Raw genomic sequence first — 16,111 nt, 5'->3', positions numbered from 1 at the left:
CCATTGCGGCGGGGCGTTGCGCCGCGCGAGCCTGCTGATCTGTGCGCCCAGTTCGTCGAGCTTGTCCACCGGCTCATCGAACCACGCGACCATCTCCGGACGGAACACGATTCCGGCGAACCTGAGCGGATCGTGCATCGACGTGAGCGCATTGATCTAGGGCTGCGACGAGGTCGGTGGTCGGATGGAGGCATCCGGCGGCGAGGCAGATCCGCCCCGCCGATTCCTCTGGCACGACACATCGGAGTTCCATCATGTCGCTTGATTCGTACGTCACGCTCGGCCACTCGGGGCTGAGGATCAGTCCGTTCACCCTCGGCACCATGACCTTCGGCGAGGATCACGGCTGGGGAACCAGCCCTGCCGAGTCGAAGGACATCCTCGCGGCCTATCTGGAGCGCGGCGGCAACTCCGTCGACACGGCCAACATCTACACCAACGGGCACTCCGAGAAGATCATCGGCGACTACTTCGCCGGGAAGGGTTCGCTGCGCGACCGTGTCGTGATCGGCACGAAGTTCTTCGGGAACCTGTACGCGAAGGACCCGAATGGCGGCGGGGCCGGGCGCAAGGGGATCGTGCAACAGCTCGAGAACTCGCTGCGCCGCCTGCAGACGGAGTACGTCGACATCTACTGGCTGCACAACTTCGACCCCGCGACGCCCGTCGAGGAGACGATGCGGACGCTGGACGACCTGGTGGCCAGTGGCAAGGTCCGCTACATCGGCTTCTCCGACGTGCCGGCCTGGCGAACCGCCGAGGCGGCCACTCTCGCACAGTTCCGGGGCTGGGCCCCCATCATCGGGCTTCAGTTGGAGTACTCCCTCCTGGAGCGTTCGTCCGAGGGTGAGCTGATTCCGCTGGCCCGGGCCAAGGGTATGGGTGTGCTGCCGTGGAGCCCTCTGAGGAGCGGCTTCCTGTCCGGCAAGTACTCGAGCGCCCGTACGGGGCCGGTCGACTCCGCCCGCTCAGCATTGGTCGGCACTCCGAGCGCCGACGACCACGTCGTCATCGACGCACTCGACGACGTCGCCGCCGAGGTCGGCGCCAGCCCGGCCGCGGTCGCGCTGAGCTGGGTGAACAATCGTCCCGGCATCACATCGACGCTGCTGGGCGCCCGGCGCCTCTCGCAACTGGAGACCAACCTCGACGCTCTCGCGATCACCCTCACCGAAGCCCAGCGCGCGACCCTCGACGAGGTCTCGGCTCCCACCCTCGACTTCCCCGCGGAGAACAACAGGACCCTCGCCGCGATGCTCGCCTTCGCCGGTGCCACCGTCGACGGCCGGGACACCGTCGTCTCCCCCCTCCTTCAGGCCAGCCCCGCTCGCTACTGACCGCCGGGCGAAGCCTCCGAGCGTGCCGACCTGGAGGGCGGGCGCGGGCCAGGTGCCGTTGCGTGTGTGCGCGGCGTCGGGTCAGGACTTCCAGGGGCCGATGCGGTCCAGGCGGCGCAGTTGCTGATGTGCGGCGGGCGCGTCCAGGCCCTGGCTGCGTGCGGTGAGTCGGCCGGCGACGGCGGTGCGGTGTTCGACGGGCTTGTGGTCGTCGTACTTGAACTTGGCCCGTACGTCGGTGACTTCCAGCTTCAGGCCGCGGATGCCGGAGAGCATCCGTCCGTACGGTGGCTGGTCGGGGTCGATGGGGGCGTGGTCGCCGTCGGGCTGGAAGTGCGCCATCTGGCGGCGCAGCAGCTCCGCCTTGGCCTCGGGGTCGTCGTTCGCTGGTCACCACAGCTGGTTGCACGCGGCGAGTGTCGTCGCGCGCGGCCAGACACGCGTACGACTCCGTCCGGACCCGTGGTACTTCCGAAGTGCCGTCGCTCGGCGAGTTGTGCCGGCAGGGCAGGAGCGCCGCTCTCAGGACACCGGGGATAGGGTGTGCCCGTGGGACGGATCTTGGTGGTCGGCGTCACCGGTGCGGGCAAATCCACACTCGCTCGAGCCCTGAGCGGTCAACTGGGTGTGCCGTACCACGAGATGGACGCGCTGTACTTCAACGGCCCGGACTGGACCGTCAACGACAAGCTGGTCGAAGACGTCTCAAGGATCGCCGCCGATTCCTGCTGGATCATCGACTCCCTCGGATATCCGGAAGTTCGTGATCTTCTCTGGGGCAAGGCCGACACCGTGATCTGGCTGGACTACCCCAGACACGTCGTGATGCCTCGTGTCCTGCGCCGCTCCTTGCGGCGAACGGCCACACGAGAGGTCCTCTTCGGCGGCAACAGGGAAACCTGGACGGACTGGCTGAGCCGGGAGCACCCCGTCCGGTGGGCGTGGTCCCAACACAAGCCCCGGCACCGCGAGATCGAGCGCCGTGTCCGCGACCCCCGCTTCGCCCCGCTCGACACGCTGCGCTTCGGCCGTCCCCGCCACACCAGAGCCTGGCTGACGTCCCTCTGACCCGCTGGGCAGAAGCTGCACGCGACCCCATCCCCACACGAGCGGGCCGGGCCTGCTCACCTGCACGGCGCGTCCTCGGGCAGGGCTCCGCCCACCCGCCCGGACACGCAAGTGACAGGCGCTACATTCCAACTGTGTCGAATCAAGAAGCCGGCGCTCCGAAGGCGGCCGGGGCCGGCGAGCGGCTCAAGCGGTCCGCCACGGCCTGCGAGGACTGCGCGGAGCAGGTCTTCGCCGCCCTGCACCGGACCTCACAGGAGTAGTGGTGAGCGCGCAGACGGCCCCGGCCCGGCAGATGTGGCCGCTGTACGCGGCCGGGTTCACCACCGCCTTCGGCGCGCACGGCATCGCCGCCAGCCTCGGCAGCGGCGCCGACGACGCGGTCACCTCCCTGCTCGTCCTCGGCGGCCTGCTCGCCCTCTACGACGGCGCCGAGGTGCTCCTCAAGCCCGTCTTCGGCACCCTCGCCGACAAGATCGGAGCCCGGCCTGTCCTGCTCGGCGGACTGGTCGCCTTCGCCGCCGCCTCCGCGCTGTACGTCGTCGCGGACAGCCCCGGCCTGCTGTGGGCCGCCCGTCTCGGGCAGGGCGCCGCGGCCTCCGCCTTCTCACCGTCCGCCTCCGCCCTCGTCGCCCGGCTCAATCCGGCCGCCGAACACGGTCGCGCCTTCGGCAGTTACGGCTTCTACAAGTCCATCGGCTACACCCTCGGCCCGCTGCTCGGCGGTGTCCTGGTGTGGGCCGGCGGGCTGCGCCTGCTGTTCGCCGTCCTCACCGTCCTCGGTGCGGCGGTCGCCGTCTGGGCCGCGGTCGCCGTTCCCGTCGTCCCACCCCTGCCCAAGGCCCGGCAGACGGTGCTGGACCTGGCCCGGCGGCTGGCCGAGCCGGCCTTCCTCGCCCCTACCGCCGCGCTCGCCGCGGCGACTGCGGCCCTGTCGGTCGGAGTGGGCTTCCTGCCGGTCTCCGGCCGCACCGCCGGCCTGGGCACAGTCGCCACCGGGGCCGCGGTGTCACTGCTCGCCGCCTGCTCGGCAGTCGCCCAGCCACGTGCCGGGCGCGCCCTCGACGACGGGCGTTTCAGCATGCGCGGCGGCCTGGCGGCGGGCCTGCTGGTCACCACCGCGGGGCTGGCCTGTGCGATGCTGCCGGGCCTGACCGGCCTCCTTCTCGGCGCCACTCTCATCGGCATCGGCACGGGACTGATCACCCCGCTCGGTTTCGCCTCCCTGGCCTCGTCCACCCCGCAGGAGCGTCTGGGCCAGACCATGGGCTCCGCCGAACTCGGCCGCGAACTCGGCGACGCGGGCGGGCCCCTGCTCGTCGCCGCAGTCGCCTCGCTCGCCACACTCACGTACGGCTTCGGCGTGCTGGCCGCTCTGACCGGGATGGGCGCGGTGCTCGCGTTCGCACACCGTCGCGCGGCACTGGACGTACCCGAGTCCGAGCCCGACAAGTAGGCAGTCATGCACACCAGTTCAGGCGGCGGCCATTGCGTTGTGCAGTAGGACTCCCGCGCAGCCCTCCTGGCAAAGGCCTCTCGCCGAGGCGCGAGGCCGGGACATGTCGGGGAGAACCCAGAACACCAGGTCCGCGTGTTCATGATCAGCGGTACAGTCCGGGCCGCGGTCGGAGTCTGAGAGCGGAGTTGGCGCTGTGACGGAAGTAGCGAAGGATCTGCGGGATGCCGGGTCGGAGACCGACGCTCCGAGTTTGTGGCGTCAGCGGGACTTCCTGCTGCTGTGGAGCGGTCAGACGGTCAGTGAGATGGGCTCGGCGGTCACCGAGGTCGCTCTGCCGCTGCTCGCCGTCGTCGTGCTCGAGGCGAGCACGTTCCAGGTCGGACTGCTGACCGCGGCCACCACACTGGCGTTCGCGTTGATCGCGCTGCCTGCGGGTGCGCTGGTGGACGGCGCCGCCAAGCGTTCCGTCATGATCGCCTGCAACCTTCTGCGTCTGGTGCTCATCGGCTCGGTTCCGGTGGCGGCCGCGTTCGGCGTCCTGACGATGGCGCAGTTGTACGTGGTCGCGGTGGCGGCGGGTGTGTGCTCGGTGTTCTTCGACGTGTCGTACCAGAGCTATGTGCCGTCACTGATACCCGCCGATCACCTGATGAGCGCCAACGGCAAGCTGGGGACCACCCAGGCGTTCGCGCAGCTCGGGGGTCCGAGTCTGGGCGGCGGGCTGATCGGGTTGTTCGGCGCCGCGGGGGCGATGACGGCCGACGCGGTCTCCTACGCGGTGTCGGCCCTGTCGATCGTCGGGATCAGGAGTCGGGAGGTGCCGCCGCCGGCACGGTCGGCGGACGAGACGCTGCGGCGCCGGATCGCCGAGGGACTCAAGTTCGTGTTCGGGCACGGCATTCTGCGCAAGGTCGTGGCATGCACCGGCACCGCGAACCTGTTCAGCGGCATGAGTTCGGCACTGGCGATGGTCTTCCTCATCCGGGTGCTGCACGTGCGTCCCGCGCTGACCGGGCTGGTCATGGCGGGCGCGGCCATCGGCGGGATCGCCGGAGGAGTGTTCGCCGGCCGGCTCGCCAAGAGGATCGGCTCGGCGCGCATCATCTGGGTGTCGATGCTGGTCTTCAGCGCGCCGCAGGTCATCGCCGCGGCGGCCTGGCAGGGCTGGGGAGTGCTGCTGTTCCCGCTGGGCTGGGGCATCGCGTACTTCGCCGGGATGGTCTACAACGTCGCCCAGCTCAGCTACCGGCAATCGGTGACACCGCCCGAGATGATGGGCCGGATGAACGCGGCGGTCCGCTGGGTCGTGTGGGGCACGCTGCCGATCGGCGGTGTCCTCGGCGGAGTACTCGGCACGCTGATCGGGGTGCGGCCCGCACTCTGGCTGGCGTTCATCGGTTCCTGGGCGGCCGGCTGGTTCGTGTTCTGCTCGCCGCTGCGCCACATGCGCGATGTTCCTTCTCCCGCGCCTGAGGTGCCGTGACGGTGCGCCACGCCCGCACACGGCGGCACAGGTAGGACGACAACAGGGCGTCGTGCCACACGGAGCACGCCACCGACGGCTGCCCCGGCGTGCGCACACGGCCGCTTCCGCGGACGCCCGAGTGTGGGTGGGCGTGGCCGTCATGGTGTCTGCCGACTGGAGTCGTGTTCCACGATCAGCCGGGCGCATTGTCGTGCTTGCTCGGCGATCTCCTCACTCATGGTGGACAGTTCGGCCAGGTAGTGGACGAGGTCGGTGAGGGTGTCCTGGTCCGGTTCCTGGGTGAGGAAGGTGCGCGTCGCCTCCGGCACGTGGTCCTTCGGTTCCAGTAGGAGCGACTTGAACAGGGCGAAGAACCTGGTCGCGTCCGATGTTCGTGTCGCGACGGAGGAGTCGAGGAGCGCTTCCCACCGTTGTTCGCATGAGGTGAAGTCCGTGGTGAGTGTGTCCAGCAGTAGGAGTTCGAAGGTCAGGCCAGGAGAGTCAGGCGTCGGTGAGCACGCCTGGGCGCGTTCGAGGTCTCCCCTGGCTTGCGCGAAGTTCTGCATCTCCCGGTGTGCGACACCCCGTTGGGTGAGGCTCCAGGGGTCTTCGGGATCCAGTCGGATGGCCGCGGAGTAGTCCTCTATGGCCTGATCCATGCTGCCGACCTGACGGTGCGCCTGCCCGCGGCACTCGAACGCCCACGCGAGGGAGGGTTCACGGTCGATCGCCGCCGTGAGGTCGGTGATCGCTTGGTCGAAGTTCCCGATCTGCCGGTGCGTTTCCCCTCGCGAGCCCAGGGCCCACGCGTCATCGGGCTGGAGCCCGAGGGCCCTGGTGAAGTCGGCGATCGCCTCGTCGTAGTGGCCGATCTCCCGGTGGGCCTCGCCCCGACGGGCCAACGCCCAGGCGTCATCAGGGGCGAGGGAAAGGGCGTCGGTGAAGTCGGTGACGGCCGACGCGTAGCGGCCGGCCTCGCGATGGACCTCGCCTCGCCGTGCCATCGCCCAGGCGTATTCGGGGTTGACGCGGAGCGCGGCCGTGAAATCGCCGACCGCCTCGGTGTGGCTGCTGTACTCGCGGTGGGCCTCTGCGCGATGAGCCAGGCACCAGGCGTTCTTGGGCTCGGCACGAAGAACGCCGGTGAAGTCGGCAATCGCCTCGGAGTAGAGACAGGCTTCCAGCAGGACTCCCCCGCGGCGCATCAGTGCCCACGCGGCCCCGGGCTCCGCATCGAGCGCGGCATTCAGCTTGGTGATGCTCGTGTTCAGGAGGAACGACGCCTGCGGTATGCCTGCCCGCGAAGCCCACACGGCCTGGCGGGCGGCGATGACGAGCGTGTCCCGGTGGTCCTGACCGTTGATGCGGACGCGGTCCATGGCGAGTCGTGCGTACAGGCGGGAGGCTTCTTCGGCATGGTGTGCCTCGCCCGTCCACTCCGCGTGGTTGTGGCGTGCCAGCAGGGTGAACTCGTCGTCGGGACCGAGGATGCGGTCACAGTCCGCGATCAGCTGTTCGCAGGCCTTGCGTGCCTGGTCGACGCGGCTTGCCTGGCCCAGCCAGTAGATGTAGGTGTGCCGGGCCGACAGCGTGTGCTTGTGCTCGGGGCCCAGAATGTAGCTGTAGCCGGCAGCCAGACGTCGGCTCAGGCGGGCACGGTCGCTGGGGCGGTCGGCTTGTTCGATCTCCAGGGCCTGTGCCTGGAGTGTGGCTCGGGCGCCTGGTGTGTCGGTGAGGGGAAGTCGGTCGCCGGTCCAGGAGTCTCCGTCCCAGTAGCAGACGGTCGTGTCCGACGGGTCCTGCAGGTAGTAGCCGACGGGGCGGCTGCTGCCGGCGATGTTCGACACCGGAGCGAACCGGGGGGCGAACGCTTCATGGATGGCCTCGGCTGCGGCTGGGTCCGTGGAACGTTCGGCCACCAGGGCTTCGAGCTCTTCGCGGCTTGCGACCGCGTCGTGTGCCAGAGCGAGCGGCAGGAGCACCGACAGGTCCTCGACGGCATGGTGCGCGAGCGCCTCGCGCAGGAGGAGACGGGCCCGACCGGCGTCCGGGCTCCTCAGTGCTCGCACCATCGCGGCGACGTCGCTGCTGGGGCGCCCTGCCGCAGCTCGGTAGGCCTGCGTCATCTCCTCGGCGTCGGCACGGACGTGCAGGGCGGCGAACAGGGCGTGGCACTGCTGGACAGGCGTGTGGAGTGCGGCCAGTCGGATCACCCGGGGCCGTAACGCCGCCCCGGGCGGGAACCGCTTGAGGTAGGCAGCCAGGGCTTGCGGGCTGTCCGGATGCAGGTGATGGGCGAGATCGCCGCCCTGCACGAGATGATGATCGAGGTAGAAGCCCAGAAGGTCTGCGTCAAGACTGTCCGCGATCTCTTCCGGACCTACCTCGTCGGCGGCGATGGCACGGTCCAGGATGCTGACCGACGCGCCGGGATCGTCGGCGCTGAAGAGTCTGCGGGCGGCGTCCACCGCTTCGGAAAAGGTCTCGGCCGGCGGAAGCTCGGTTCCTGGCCGGCGCATGAGGTTCGATTGTCCGAACAGCCACGTGCTCTGGCGATTCCTGTCCGACTCCGCGAGCAGGGCGGCGAGTTCACGGGAATGAGCGCCCGGCCCGAGGCCGACGCCGTGCAGCAGGGTCAGGATGTGGTGCCCGCAGCCGCGGCGCGCCAGCCAGGAGACGAGCTCAGCGAGGTAGGCGGCCGGCTTCGGCGCGGCCAGAAGCAGGATCTCGTCGGCTGTCGTGGCCGAGGCCAACGCGATCACTGCAGCGAGAACTTCGGGTGACGCCGTGCGCACCAGCCGGTTGCAGAGAGCGGTGGCGTAGTCGGGCATGCCGGATTCCGACAGGTACCGCGCCAGGTCCGGAATCCGTTGCGGCTCTGGTCCGTATTCGAGGGTCAGCCGGGCATAGCCGTCCCAGCCACGGGCGGTAAGGACGCCGATGACGCGATGGAAGTCCTGTGGTGGGAGATCGGTGACACCGGTCAGGAGCGGGGCGAGGGCCCACGTAGCGACCCCTGACTGCAGGACGTCGGCCAGCGCTTCGGGCGTCTGCGCGGCAGACGTGCCCGCCTTCCTCAGCAGATCGGACACGTCATGGAGCCATCCACGCTCTTTGAGGACGTCGGCCAGTTGGACGACGGTGTCCAGACGGCTGACGGATGCGGCTACGGTGGCCAGCACGTCCAGCGAACCGAGCCCGCTTTCCAGGCAGCGCTCCAGCACATCGGCGGCGGCAGGTACGGCAAGGCCGGTCATCACCAGCCGCAGCAGTTGCCGCGCGACATCCGTGTCGCGATAGGCCAGGACAGCGAGCAGAGCCCAGACGTCCTCGGGATGCCGGTGTACCGTCCCGTCCAACACGTCCCGCACCGGCAGGTCCTGCTTCTGGGCGTACTCCGCGACCTCCTCGACCTGAGCAGGGTTTCCTCGCTCCCCCACCTTCCGCATCAGCGTCCGCGCCGCCGCGGTGTTCCCGTGCCGCGGCTCCGTCAGATGCTGCAGCAGCACCAGGGCTTCGTCGGCCCGCTGGTGAAGGTAGGCGTCCAGCAGCCAGTCCCGTTCCACCTCGCTGACGTCTTCGTCGAGCAGAATGACCAGTTCGGTCACGTCCTGAGGGGGACGGCCCGCCGCATGCTCCGCCAGCCTGGCGCCCCAGCGCTGTTCACCTCGGACGGCGAACAGGCTCAGGGCGCCGGCCACGGTGCTCGCAGACCTCGTCGAGAGCTCCTGCACGGCGGTTTCGGCTATGAGCGCCGACAGGCGGGACACCACGGTCACCACATCGCTCGTGCGTCGTTGTGCGACGGTCTCACGCACCAGCCATTCCGCCTCACCGGGCCAGGCCTGCTCGAGGATCTCGATGAGTGCGATGACATCGGCGATCGACCCGCGCGGAACTGCGCTGTCCAGCAGTCTGCGGGCATAGGCGCGCTCCCTGTGCTCAAGAAGCAGCGTGACCACGTCTTTCACGTTGGATGTCGCGGTGCGGGCCGTCTCGTCCAGGAGCCATCCCGCTTCGGACGCCGCGTCGGCGTGATGAAGAGCCAGGAGGAGGGCGACGACCGCGTCCGGGGGCCGGGAAGCGCACGCACGGGTCAGCTGCTCCCGTTCCCGGTAGCAGCCCGCCTCGCCGAGTGCGTCGAGAGCGGCGACCACATCAACCACCGTGCGTTCGGCCACGGCACCCAGGAGGGCGTCGGCCGCGTCCCGGTCCCGCGTCTCCAGCAGGGCCAGCATCCGGGCCGCCACCTCTGCGGGCGTGGCCGAGAGCCCGGCTTCTCGCGCCTGATCTGCTTCCGTCCGGCCCGGCGGGGAAGTTGGTTCCCCCTCCGAATCGCCCTCCGGCCCTGCTGCGCCATGCCTGGCCGGCTCCGGCTGCTGGGCAGCCCGCTTGGCCCGTTCCACCACGGCCTCGGCCTCGGCCAGCACATCCGCACGGGCCAGATCCTGCTCGTGCTCACGCTGGAGTTCAGCCAGCTCGGCCCGCGCCTGGTGCAGAAGGTCCGTCAGTACGGACACCTCTTCTCCCAGGCGCTCCCGCCGGTCGCGGTCCCGCGCCGCGGCCTGCTCCGCCTCCACAGCGCGGGCTCTCTGCGCGTCCAGCGCCTGCCGGGCGTCGGTCAACTCGGCCTGGTAGAGCCGGATCTGACCCCGCAGCTGCTCGGCCTGGTCGGTCAGCCCGGCGATACTCCGTTCCAGGTCCGCGATCACCGCACGCAGGGCCGCGAGCTCAGGCTCGTGCGCCGGCCTGGACAGCTGCAGTTCGCGGGCTCTGGACCGCTGGAGTTCCTTCCGCAGGCTGTCCAGGGTGCGCCGGACCCGCTCGAGGTTCCTCTCGACGACGGCGCCCCTTGCCTGCGCCTCCTCAGCCTGCCGCCGGTACTGGCGCGCCTCCTGCTGGGCAGTCAGCATCCCGAGCACGTCCGACTTCATCGCCTGCATCGCCCGCAGGTTCGCGGCCTCGAACTGCTCGCGCGCGGACGGAGGCAGACGCTGCCCTACCTTCACCTCCACCAGAAGGAGCAGCCTCTCCAACTGCTCCGGCGTCGGAATCTTCGCCGCACAAGCCATCCGGGACAGTTGTGAACTGCTGAAGCCTGCGCCGAGTTCTTCGCCGATCCCGCGCTGGGTCAGGCCCAGGGACGACAGGCGCTCCAGCACCTCCCGCAGCATGAAGGCGAGGACCTTCCCCTCCGCGGTGGCCGCCTCTGCCATCTCCCCGAACCGCCGGCCGACAGCCTTGCCGGGGCTGTCCGCGGCGTCAGCCCAGCCCTCGAGTACCCCCGCCACACCGCACCGCCGCTCGCCCCCGAACTCACCATTCTTTCAGCCCCTGACCTGCATCGATGACTCTTCCGGCGCAACTCCTCCCACCGGAAGCGGCCACATCGAGCCGACCGCCTCACCGCACAGGTGTGGCGGAAGTACGCGATCAGGGAGATACAGAATGCTTCACAAGCAAGGCCTCGTGCAGCGACTTACCAAACTTTCCTCACCAGCCCGCCTTCGACGCCGCCCCCGCCCTTTTGTGGAGCGGCGCGCGTACGCCGAGGAAAGGCCCACGCAGGAACCGGTCGCGAAGGCGGCCGCTCGGGGCCCCGTGGTCCCGAGCGGCCGCCGAACGCCGGACCGACGTCGTCAGGAGATGCGGATGCCCGACCAGTTCGTGGCCTTGCCGACCTGCGACCGGTTGCTGAAGCCGCCCTGGCCGTTGCCCCGGTTCAGCCACGCGTGGCCGTCCTTGTCGAGCGAGATCAGGTCGGCTCGACCGTCGCCGGACAGGTCCAGTCCACCGACCACGTCCTTGTAGGACGTACCCCAGTCCTTGAAGACCAGCGAGCGAGGCTTGAACGTGCCGGTGCCGGTCCCGTTGAACCGCCACAGCTCGTTCGACGCGTCGATGGCCAGCAGGTCGTTCTTGCCGTCGCCATTGAGGTCCCCTGCGGCGATCAGTCTCTTGTAGCCGCCGAAGCCGGACCCGGCGAGCGTCCGGGCCTTGAAGCCGCCCGCGCCGTTGTTCGCGTACACGTACAGCTTGCCGGTGGAGGCGGACCGGGTCATCAGGTCGGCCCGGCCGTCGCCCGTCACGTCGCCGGGCGAGACGACCGCGTCGTAGCTGCTCCAGTCGGAGGAGACCTTGACGTGGGACGACTGCTGGTCGGGCAGCCCGCCGCAGATCGTCTGGTAGACGCGCGCCTCGCCCTGCGGGTACCGGACGAACACGTCGTTGCAGCCGTCGCCGTCGAGGTCACCGAACGGCAGCACCAGCGTGCCCGTCGGCCAGCTGCTCGCACGCTGTCCCGCGGACAGCTTCGTCATGTCGCCGGCGTACACCTTCAGCCCGCTGCTGTCCCGGCCGAACAGGTCGGCCTTGCCGTCGTCCGTGTAGTCGCGCCACTTGGGCAGCGTGCGGCTGGTGGTGGTGGCCTGGTAGACGCCGCTCAGGGCGATCGCGTTCGTCTCGGTCAGCTTGTACTCGTCCCACACCACCACGGGGCGGCCGAGCGCGTCGGCCGCCACCAGGGGCACGCCGGTGGACTGGGCACTCGTCGCGCTCAGCCGACGCGCGGCGGACCAGGTACCGCCCTTGAAGACGGCGGCCATCGTGTATTCCTCGCCCGAGTAGCCCTCCCGCCACGTCACCGTGACGGTGCCGCCCGAGGTGGCGACCGCGTCGATCGCACGCACCTTCTTGTGCGTGGAGAAGGTCTGCGTGTACGACTGCCAGACGCCGGTGGAGGCCGAACGCACCGCGTACCAGGGACCGGTCGAGTAGCCGGGCCCGCCGGCGACGAAGAGGTCGCCGTTGGGCAGGTGGACGGGCGCGGTCATTCCGTATGTGCTGCCGTAGTTGGCGGCGGACCGCGGAGTGCTCCACTGCGTGGCGCCCGCGGACCGGCGCGTGTGCATGAGGTGCGCGAGGTCGTCGTAGAACACGTCGAAGCCGCCCTGCGGCGCGGCGAACACCTTCGGGCGCGCCAGGTCCACACCCGGGACCGGGAAGTTCTGGACCACGGTCCAGGCGGTCGCGCCGGGGGCCTTCTCCAGGGCGACGACGGCCTTGCTCGACTGCCACTGCCACACCAGGAGGGCGCTGCCGTCCTTGGCGACGGCGAGGTCCATGCTGGAGATGTCCCGGCTGCCTGACGGCGGCTGCGCGTTGAGGTCGGCCGGGGCGGTCCATGCGGCTTGGGGGCCGGTCTTCTCGGCAGCCTTCACGACGCCGGAGACCGACCACACGGCGACCAGCCGGCCGTCGGGGGTCGCCGCGAGGTGGTGGTAGCCCTTCTCGGGGACCGCGGCCACGTACTCGGGCTCGGAGAAGGCGGTCGCGCCGCGGGTGAGGGTGGCGACCTTCAGCCAGTAGTTGTTGTGGTCGTCGGCACGCTTGGCCCGCCAGGCCAGGCGCACCGAGCCGTCGCCGAGCGAGACCAGCTCGGTGTTGTATCCGCCGGCGTCCGGCCAGGTCTGCGGGGCGAGCCAGCTGGTGCTGCCGGCGGGCCGGATCCTGGTGGAACGGGACAGCCCGTCGCCGGTGAGGGAGACGAGGGCGCCGTTCCCCGCCGAGACCATGTCGTTCAGGCCGCCCGAGGCGGAGACGGGGTTGGGGTTCGCAGCATGCAAGGTGCGGGTGCCCCACGGGCCCGGTGCACGCGTATCCACGGCGGCCGTGCCGGCGGCGGTCGCGGCCATGCCGGTGGCCGCGACGCTGGTGCCGGTGGTCGCGGCCGTGGCGGCGGTGTGCGCGGCGGCCGGGGCCGCGGCCCCCAGGGCGAGAACGGGAGTGAGCGCGATGCCGAGCACCGCGCGGGACTGCGAAGTCATAGGAATGCCCCCCCGGGCAGAACGTATCCGGTGACACGGAATCGCCGGACTGTTCGAACAAGTCAGGCGAAGCGTATATCAGCCAAGATCGTCCCGCGTGGGAGGTTTCCCTGCCTCCTCGGAGGAGTCCGTCCGACCAGTCGGCACGGACTGCGGAAAGGGCCTGGAATCGGGCTGGGCGAGGTCCGGTGGAGTCGCGCTCTTCGGGCTGCTCGGTTCCCGGAGTCCCAGAGGCGACCGGCGATGAATCTCCGTCCCAAGACTGCTGGTTCCGATGCCGCGATCCACAAGGTGTGGCGGCTTCCCACTGCTGATGCCCTCCGGGCTACGAGCCTTGTGGTGGAGCGTCGGGCCCGCCGGGGAGCTCGCGGTCCTGCTCGTCCACCGGCGACATCTCGATCACACGCGTCGCGTCAAGGGGTGGATCGGATGGAAGCCGCAGGTCCCGTTCCCGGGTGAGTTGGTCACTGTCACAGGGTAGATCGCCTTGACCACCGCGTCTCCCCGTGCGGCCGCCGCGGCATAGAAGTCGGACACGGAGTTCAGTGCGTCGACCGGACGGGCGGCGAATCACCCCGAGATCTCCCCTCCGTGCACGTCGGCGAGTGCCTCGATGCGTGCAACCACGGCCGTCCTGGCAGGACACCCCCGGGCCCACGTCGTCACTGTCGGACCCTGCCCGTATCGTGCACGGAAACTCCGGACGCAGGATCGACGAAGGGGAGTGGGATGGACGAGTGGGTCCCGGTCGACTTGATACATCTGTCCGACGGACAAGGCGTCTCCCTCGTCCTGCGCGCGGTCGAGCCCCACGAACCCCGAAGCGCCCGTGTTCGAGCCGAATGCCTGATCACCACGGATTTCATGAACGCCCGCTTGGAGACCAACATCTGGCTTGATCACCTCGAAGCGTGGGAGGAAGCGCTGAGACACCTCAGCGCGGGTGAAGACGCCGGCTGGCCGCAAGGAACCCGGGGTCTGGAGCTGTACTTTCACCCACACGAAAGCGGCTGGCTCTCCATCTCGGTCCATGATCCCGACAGGCTGACGGTGGCCCTGGGACTTGAGCCGGCACCTGAGTGGATCGATGAGCACGAGGCACACCTTCAGCGTCTGCGTGACGTCTGCAGCGAGTCCTGACGACCCCCAGGGACGGGATCACCAGGTCAGGCCGTACTCTGCCCTCCGCGCAATGTGATGATCCAGGGGTGGGCAGTGAAGAACGCCGTATATCGAAGATGTGCGACTGGTGCAGCGGCTCTGGCCCTGGTCCTCGGCCCGACCGGGTGCGGCAGCGCGGAGCACAAAAGCTCCGCCGCGTCCCAAGTACCGGGCAGGGCAACCAGCGAGGCGAGCGGCACTGCCCAGAAGAAGGCGGCGCCAAGAGTCCTGACGCAGGACCAACTGGAACGGGCCGTCGTGGACGAACGCGATCTCCCGGGGCTCTCCAGCAGCAAGATCGGCGAGGGGACGGACGGCGTCGGCGACGGCGTCATCAAGGCCTTTCCCGACAGCGACACACACCCGGCGACCTGCGCACCGGTCAGCGATGCCGTCGAGGGCGGCAGCCGTTACAGGCCGGTCGGCAGCGTGGTGAGCATCGCGGGGAACAAGGACGGCATGGCTACGCTCTCGATGGCGTCCTATCGCGAACAGGATGCCGTGCGCGTGGTCGACGACCTCCGCGCGGCGCTGAAGACCTGCAAGGCCTTCACTGTCGGACCGATGAGGGTCGCCTCCAACGACGTGCGGGCCACCGATGATCCACCTCAAGGTGACGACGGAGTGGCCTTCCGGCTCACCTCTCTCATGGAAACCCCTGAGGAGGAGACCCCCCTCGAAGTGCCCGCGGCATTCGTCGTCATCCGCTCGGGCACCACAGTGGCGGTCTTCAAGGCCATTGAGGACCGGGATCACACGCTCCCGAAGGTCCCCACAGGTCTCGTGACCGCTCAGTCGAAGGTCCTCAGCACCGGCACGCACGGCGCCCCGTAGAGCACACCTGCCGCCGAGGCCGCGCGGCCACCCGCCGCCGCGGCTCCGGCCCCGAGCTCAGCCCGGCTCCGACCCAGCCCCAACCCCAGCCGCGAAAATCCCATGCCGGTCGGCAGATGTCGGTGATAGGACTCCGACGTGGAAAAGCATCTTGAACTCCCTGTTCTGCTGCGGCTGATCGACGAACGGTCGATCGCGTTCCGCGCCGCGGTCGCCGCCGCGCCCAGCCTCGATGTGCAGGTGCCGACCTGCCCCGAGTGGTCGCTGCTGGATCTGGTGCGACACCTCGGTGGGGTGCAGCGCCGGTGGGCCACGATCGTCAACGCCGGTCCGGCTGCCGCTCCCCCGGCCGGGTCCGAGTCGGAGGTCGCCGCGGCTGCGCCTTCGGAACGCGAGGCTCTGCTGGCCTGGGCGGCCGCCTCGACGCGACAGTTGCTGGACGCGCTGCGCGAGGCCGGCCCGGATCGTGGGTGCTGGACGTGGTGGGGGCCGTCCGAGTCGCCGCAGACCTCCGGTGCCGTGGCCCGGCATCAGGTCCAGGAGGCCGCAGTTCACGCCTACGACGCCCAGATCGCTCGTGGTGCCCCGCAGCCGCTGCCGGACGAGGCGGCGCTCGACGGTGTCCATGAGTTCCTGGCCACCTCCTGCGCATGGTCGACCCCCTGGCCGCACAAGCCCGCTGCGATAGATTTCCACGCCACCGAGGGCCGCTCCTGGCGTCTGTCGCTGTCCGCCGACGGTGCACGGACCACCCCTCTTCCCACGCCCGACACCACTGCCGACGAGGGTCCGGACGGGGCCGTCGCGTCCGTGCGGGGCACGGCCAGTGAGCTCGTCCTCGTCCTGTACGACCGCATCCCGATCGGCTCCCTGCAACTCCACGGCGACCGAGCCCAGTTCGACCTGCTCTACGCCTGGGATCCGGAAGACTAGGCCGCTCGCTGCGACAAGCCACCGTCCA

Annotated in this window: 11 protein-coding genes; 8 read left to right on the top strand and 3 right to left on the bottom strand. The window is 69.7% G+C overall.

Annotated features, from left to right (window positions below):
* The first annotated feature begins 254 nt into the window (after nucleotides 1-254).
* Complete coding sequence (locus ABEB03_RS26275) at nucleotides 255-1,337, top strand: aldo/keto reductase (RefSeq protein WP_345654344.1); 1,083 nt, start codon at nucleotides 255-257, stop codon at nucleotides 1,335-1,337.
* 81 nt (nucleotides 1,338-1,418) lie between these two features.
* Here the strand turns inward: ABEB03_RS26275 and ABEB03_RS26270 are convergent, their stop codons facing one another.
* Nucleotides 1,419-1,679, bottom strand: a complete 261-nt coding sequence (locus ABEB03_RS26270; protein WP_425589299.1) for a hypothetical protein — start codon at nucleotides 1,677-1,679, stop codon at nucleotides 1,419-1,421.
* Nucleotides 1,680-1,886: 207 nt separating this feature from the next.
* On the opposite strand from ABEB03_RS26270, the gene ABEB03_RS26265 reads away from it, so the two are divergent.
* The 4 genes from ABEB03_RS26265 (at nucleotide 1,887) to ABEB03_RS26250 (ending at nucleotide 5,347) form a co-directional block, all read left to right on the top strand.
* Nucleotides 1,887-2,405 (top strand): AAA family ATPase, encoded by a 519-nt coding sequence (locus ABEB03_RS26265; protein WP_345654342.1) that lies wholly within the window; start codon nucleotides 1,887-1,889, stop codon nucleotides 2,403-2,405.
* A 134-nt stretch (nucleotides 2,406-2,539) separates the two neighbouring features.
* Complete coding sequence (locus ABEB03_RS26260) at nucleotides 2,540-2,668, top strand: hypothetical protein (protein ID WP_345654339.1); 129 nt, start codon at nucleotides 2,540-2,542, stop codon at nucleotides 2,666-2,668.
* A gap of 32 nt (nucleotides 2,669-2,700) precedes the next feature.
* On the top strand, nucleotides 2,701-3,861 hold the full coding sequence (locus ABEB03_RS26255; RefSeq protein WP_345654778.1) for an MFS transporter: 1,161 nt from the start codon (nucleotides 2,701-2,703) through the stop codon (nucleotides 3,859-3,861).
* Between the two features lie 196 nt (nucleotides 3,862-4,057).
* Nucleotides 4,058-5,347 (top strand): MFS transporter, encoded by a 1,290-nt coding sequence (locus tag ABEB03_RS26250; protein ID WP_345654336.1) that lies wholly within the window; start codon nucleotides 4,058-4,060, stop codon nucleotides 5,345-5,347.
* Between the two features lie 140 nt (nucleotides 5,348-5,487).
* Here the strand turns inward: ABEB03_RS26250 and ABEB03_RS26245 are convergent, their stop codons facing one another.
* Both ABEB03_RS26245 and ABEB03_RS26240 read right to left on the bottom strand, forming a co-directional pair.
* Nucleotides 5,488-10,545: a tetratricopeptide repeat protein gene (locus ABEB03_RS26245; RefSeq protein ID WP_345654331.1), complete on the bottom strand. Its 5,058-nt coding sequence runs from the start codon at nucleotides 10,543-10,545 to the stop codon at nucleotides 5,488-5,490.
* A 423-nt stretch (nucleotides 10,546-10,968) separates the two neighbouring features.
* Nucleotides 10,969-13,155 carry an FG-GAP repeat domain-containing protein gene (locus ABEB03_RS26240; protein ID WP_345654328.1) on the bottom strand — a complete coding sequence of 729 codons (2,187 nt, stop codon included), beginning with the start codon at nucleotides 13,153-13,155 and terminating at the stop codon, nucleotides 10,969-10,971.
* A 729-nt stretch (nucleotides 13,156-13,884) separates the two neighbouring features.
* On the opposite strand from ABEB03_RS26240, the gene ABEB03_RS26235 reads away from it, so the two are divergent.
* The 3 genes from ABEB03_RS26235 (at nucleotide 13,885) to ABEB03_RS26225 (ending at nucleotide 16,083) form a co-directional block, all read left to right on the top strand.
* On the top strand, nucleotides 13,885-14,295 hold the full coding sequence (locus ABEB03_RS26235) for a DUF5959 family protein (protein ID WP_345654325.1): 411 nt from the start codon (nucleotides 13,885-13,887) through the stop codon (nucleotides 14,293-14,295).
* A gap of 279 nt (nucleotides 14,296-14,574) precedes the next feature.
* Nucleotides 14,575-15,150, top strand: coding sequence for a hypothetical protein (locus ABEB03_RS26230; RefSeq protein ID WP_345654322.1), 576 nt, complete (start codon nucleotides 14,575-14,577; stop codon nucleotides 15,148-15,150).
* A gap of 138 nt (nucleotides 15,151-15,288) precedes the next feature.
* Complete coding sequence (locus tag ABEB03_RS26225; RefSeq protein WP_345654319.1) at nucleotides 15,289-16,083, top strand: maleylpyruvate isomerase family mycothiol-dependent enzyme; 795 nt, start codon at nucleotides 15,289-15,291, stop codon at nucleotides 16,081-16,083.
* Nucleotides 16,084-16,111: the final 28 nt, after the last annotated feature.

This window comes from Streptomyces siamensis (assembly GCF_039543605.1).
Classification (GTDB): Bacteria; Actinomycetota; Actinomycetes; order Streptomycetales; family Streptomycetaceae; genus Streptomyces; species Streptomyces siamensis.
This window is presented reverse-complemented; position numbering and strand designations above follow the sequence as displayed.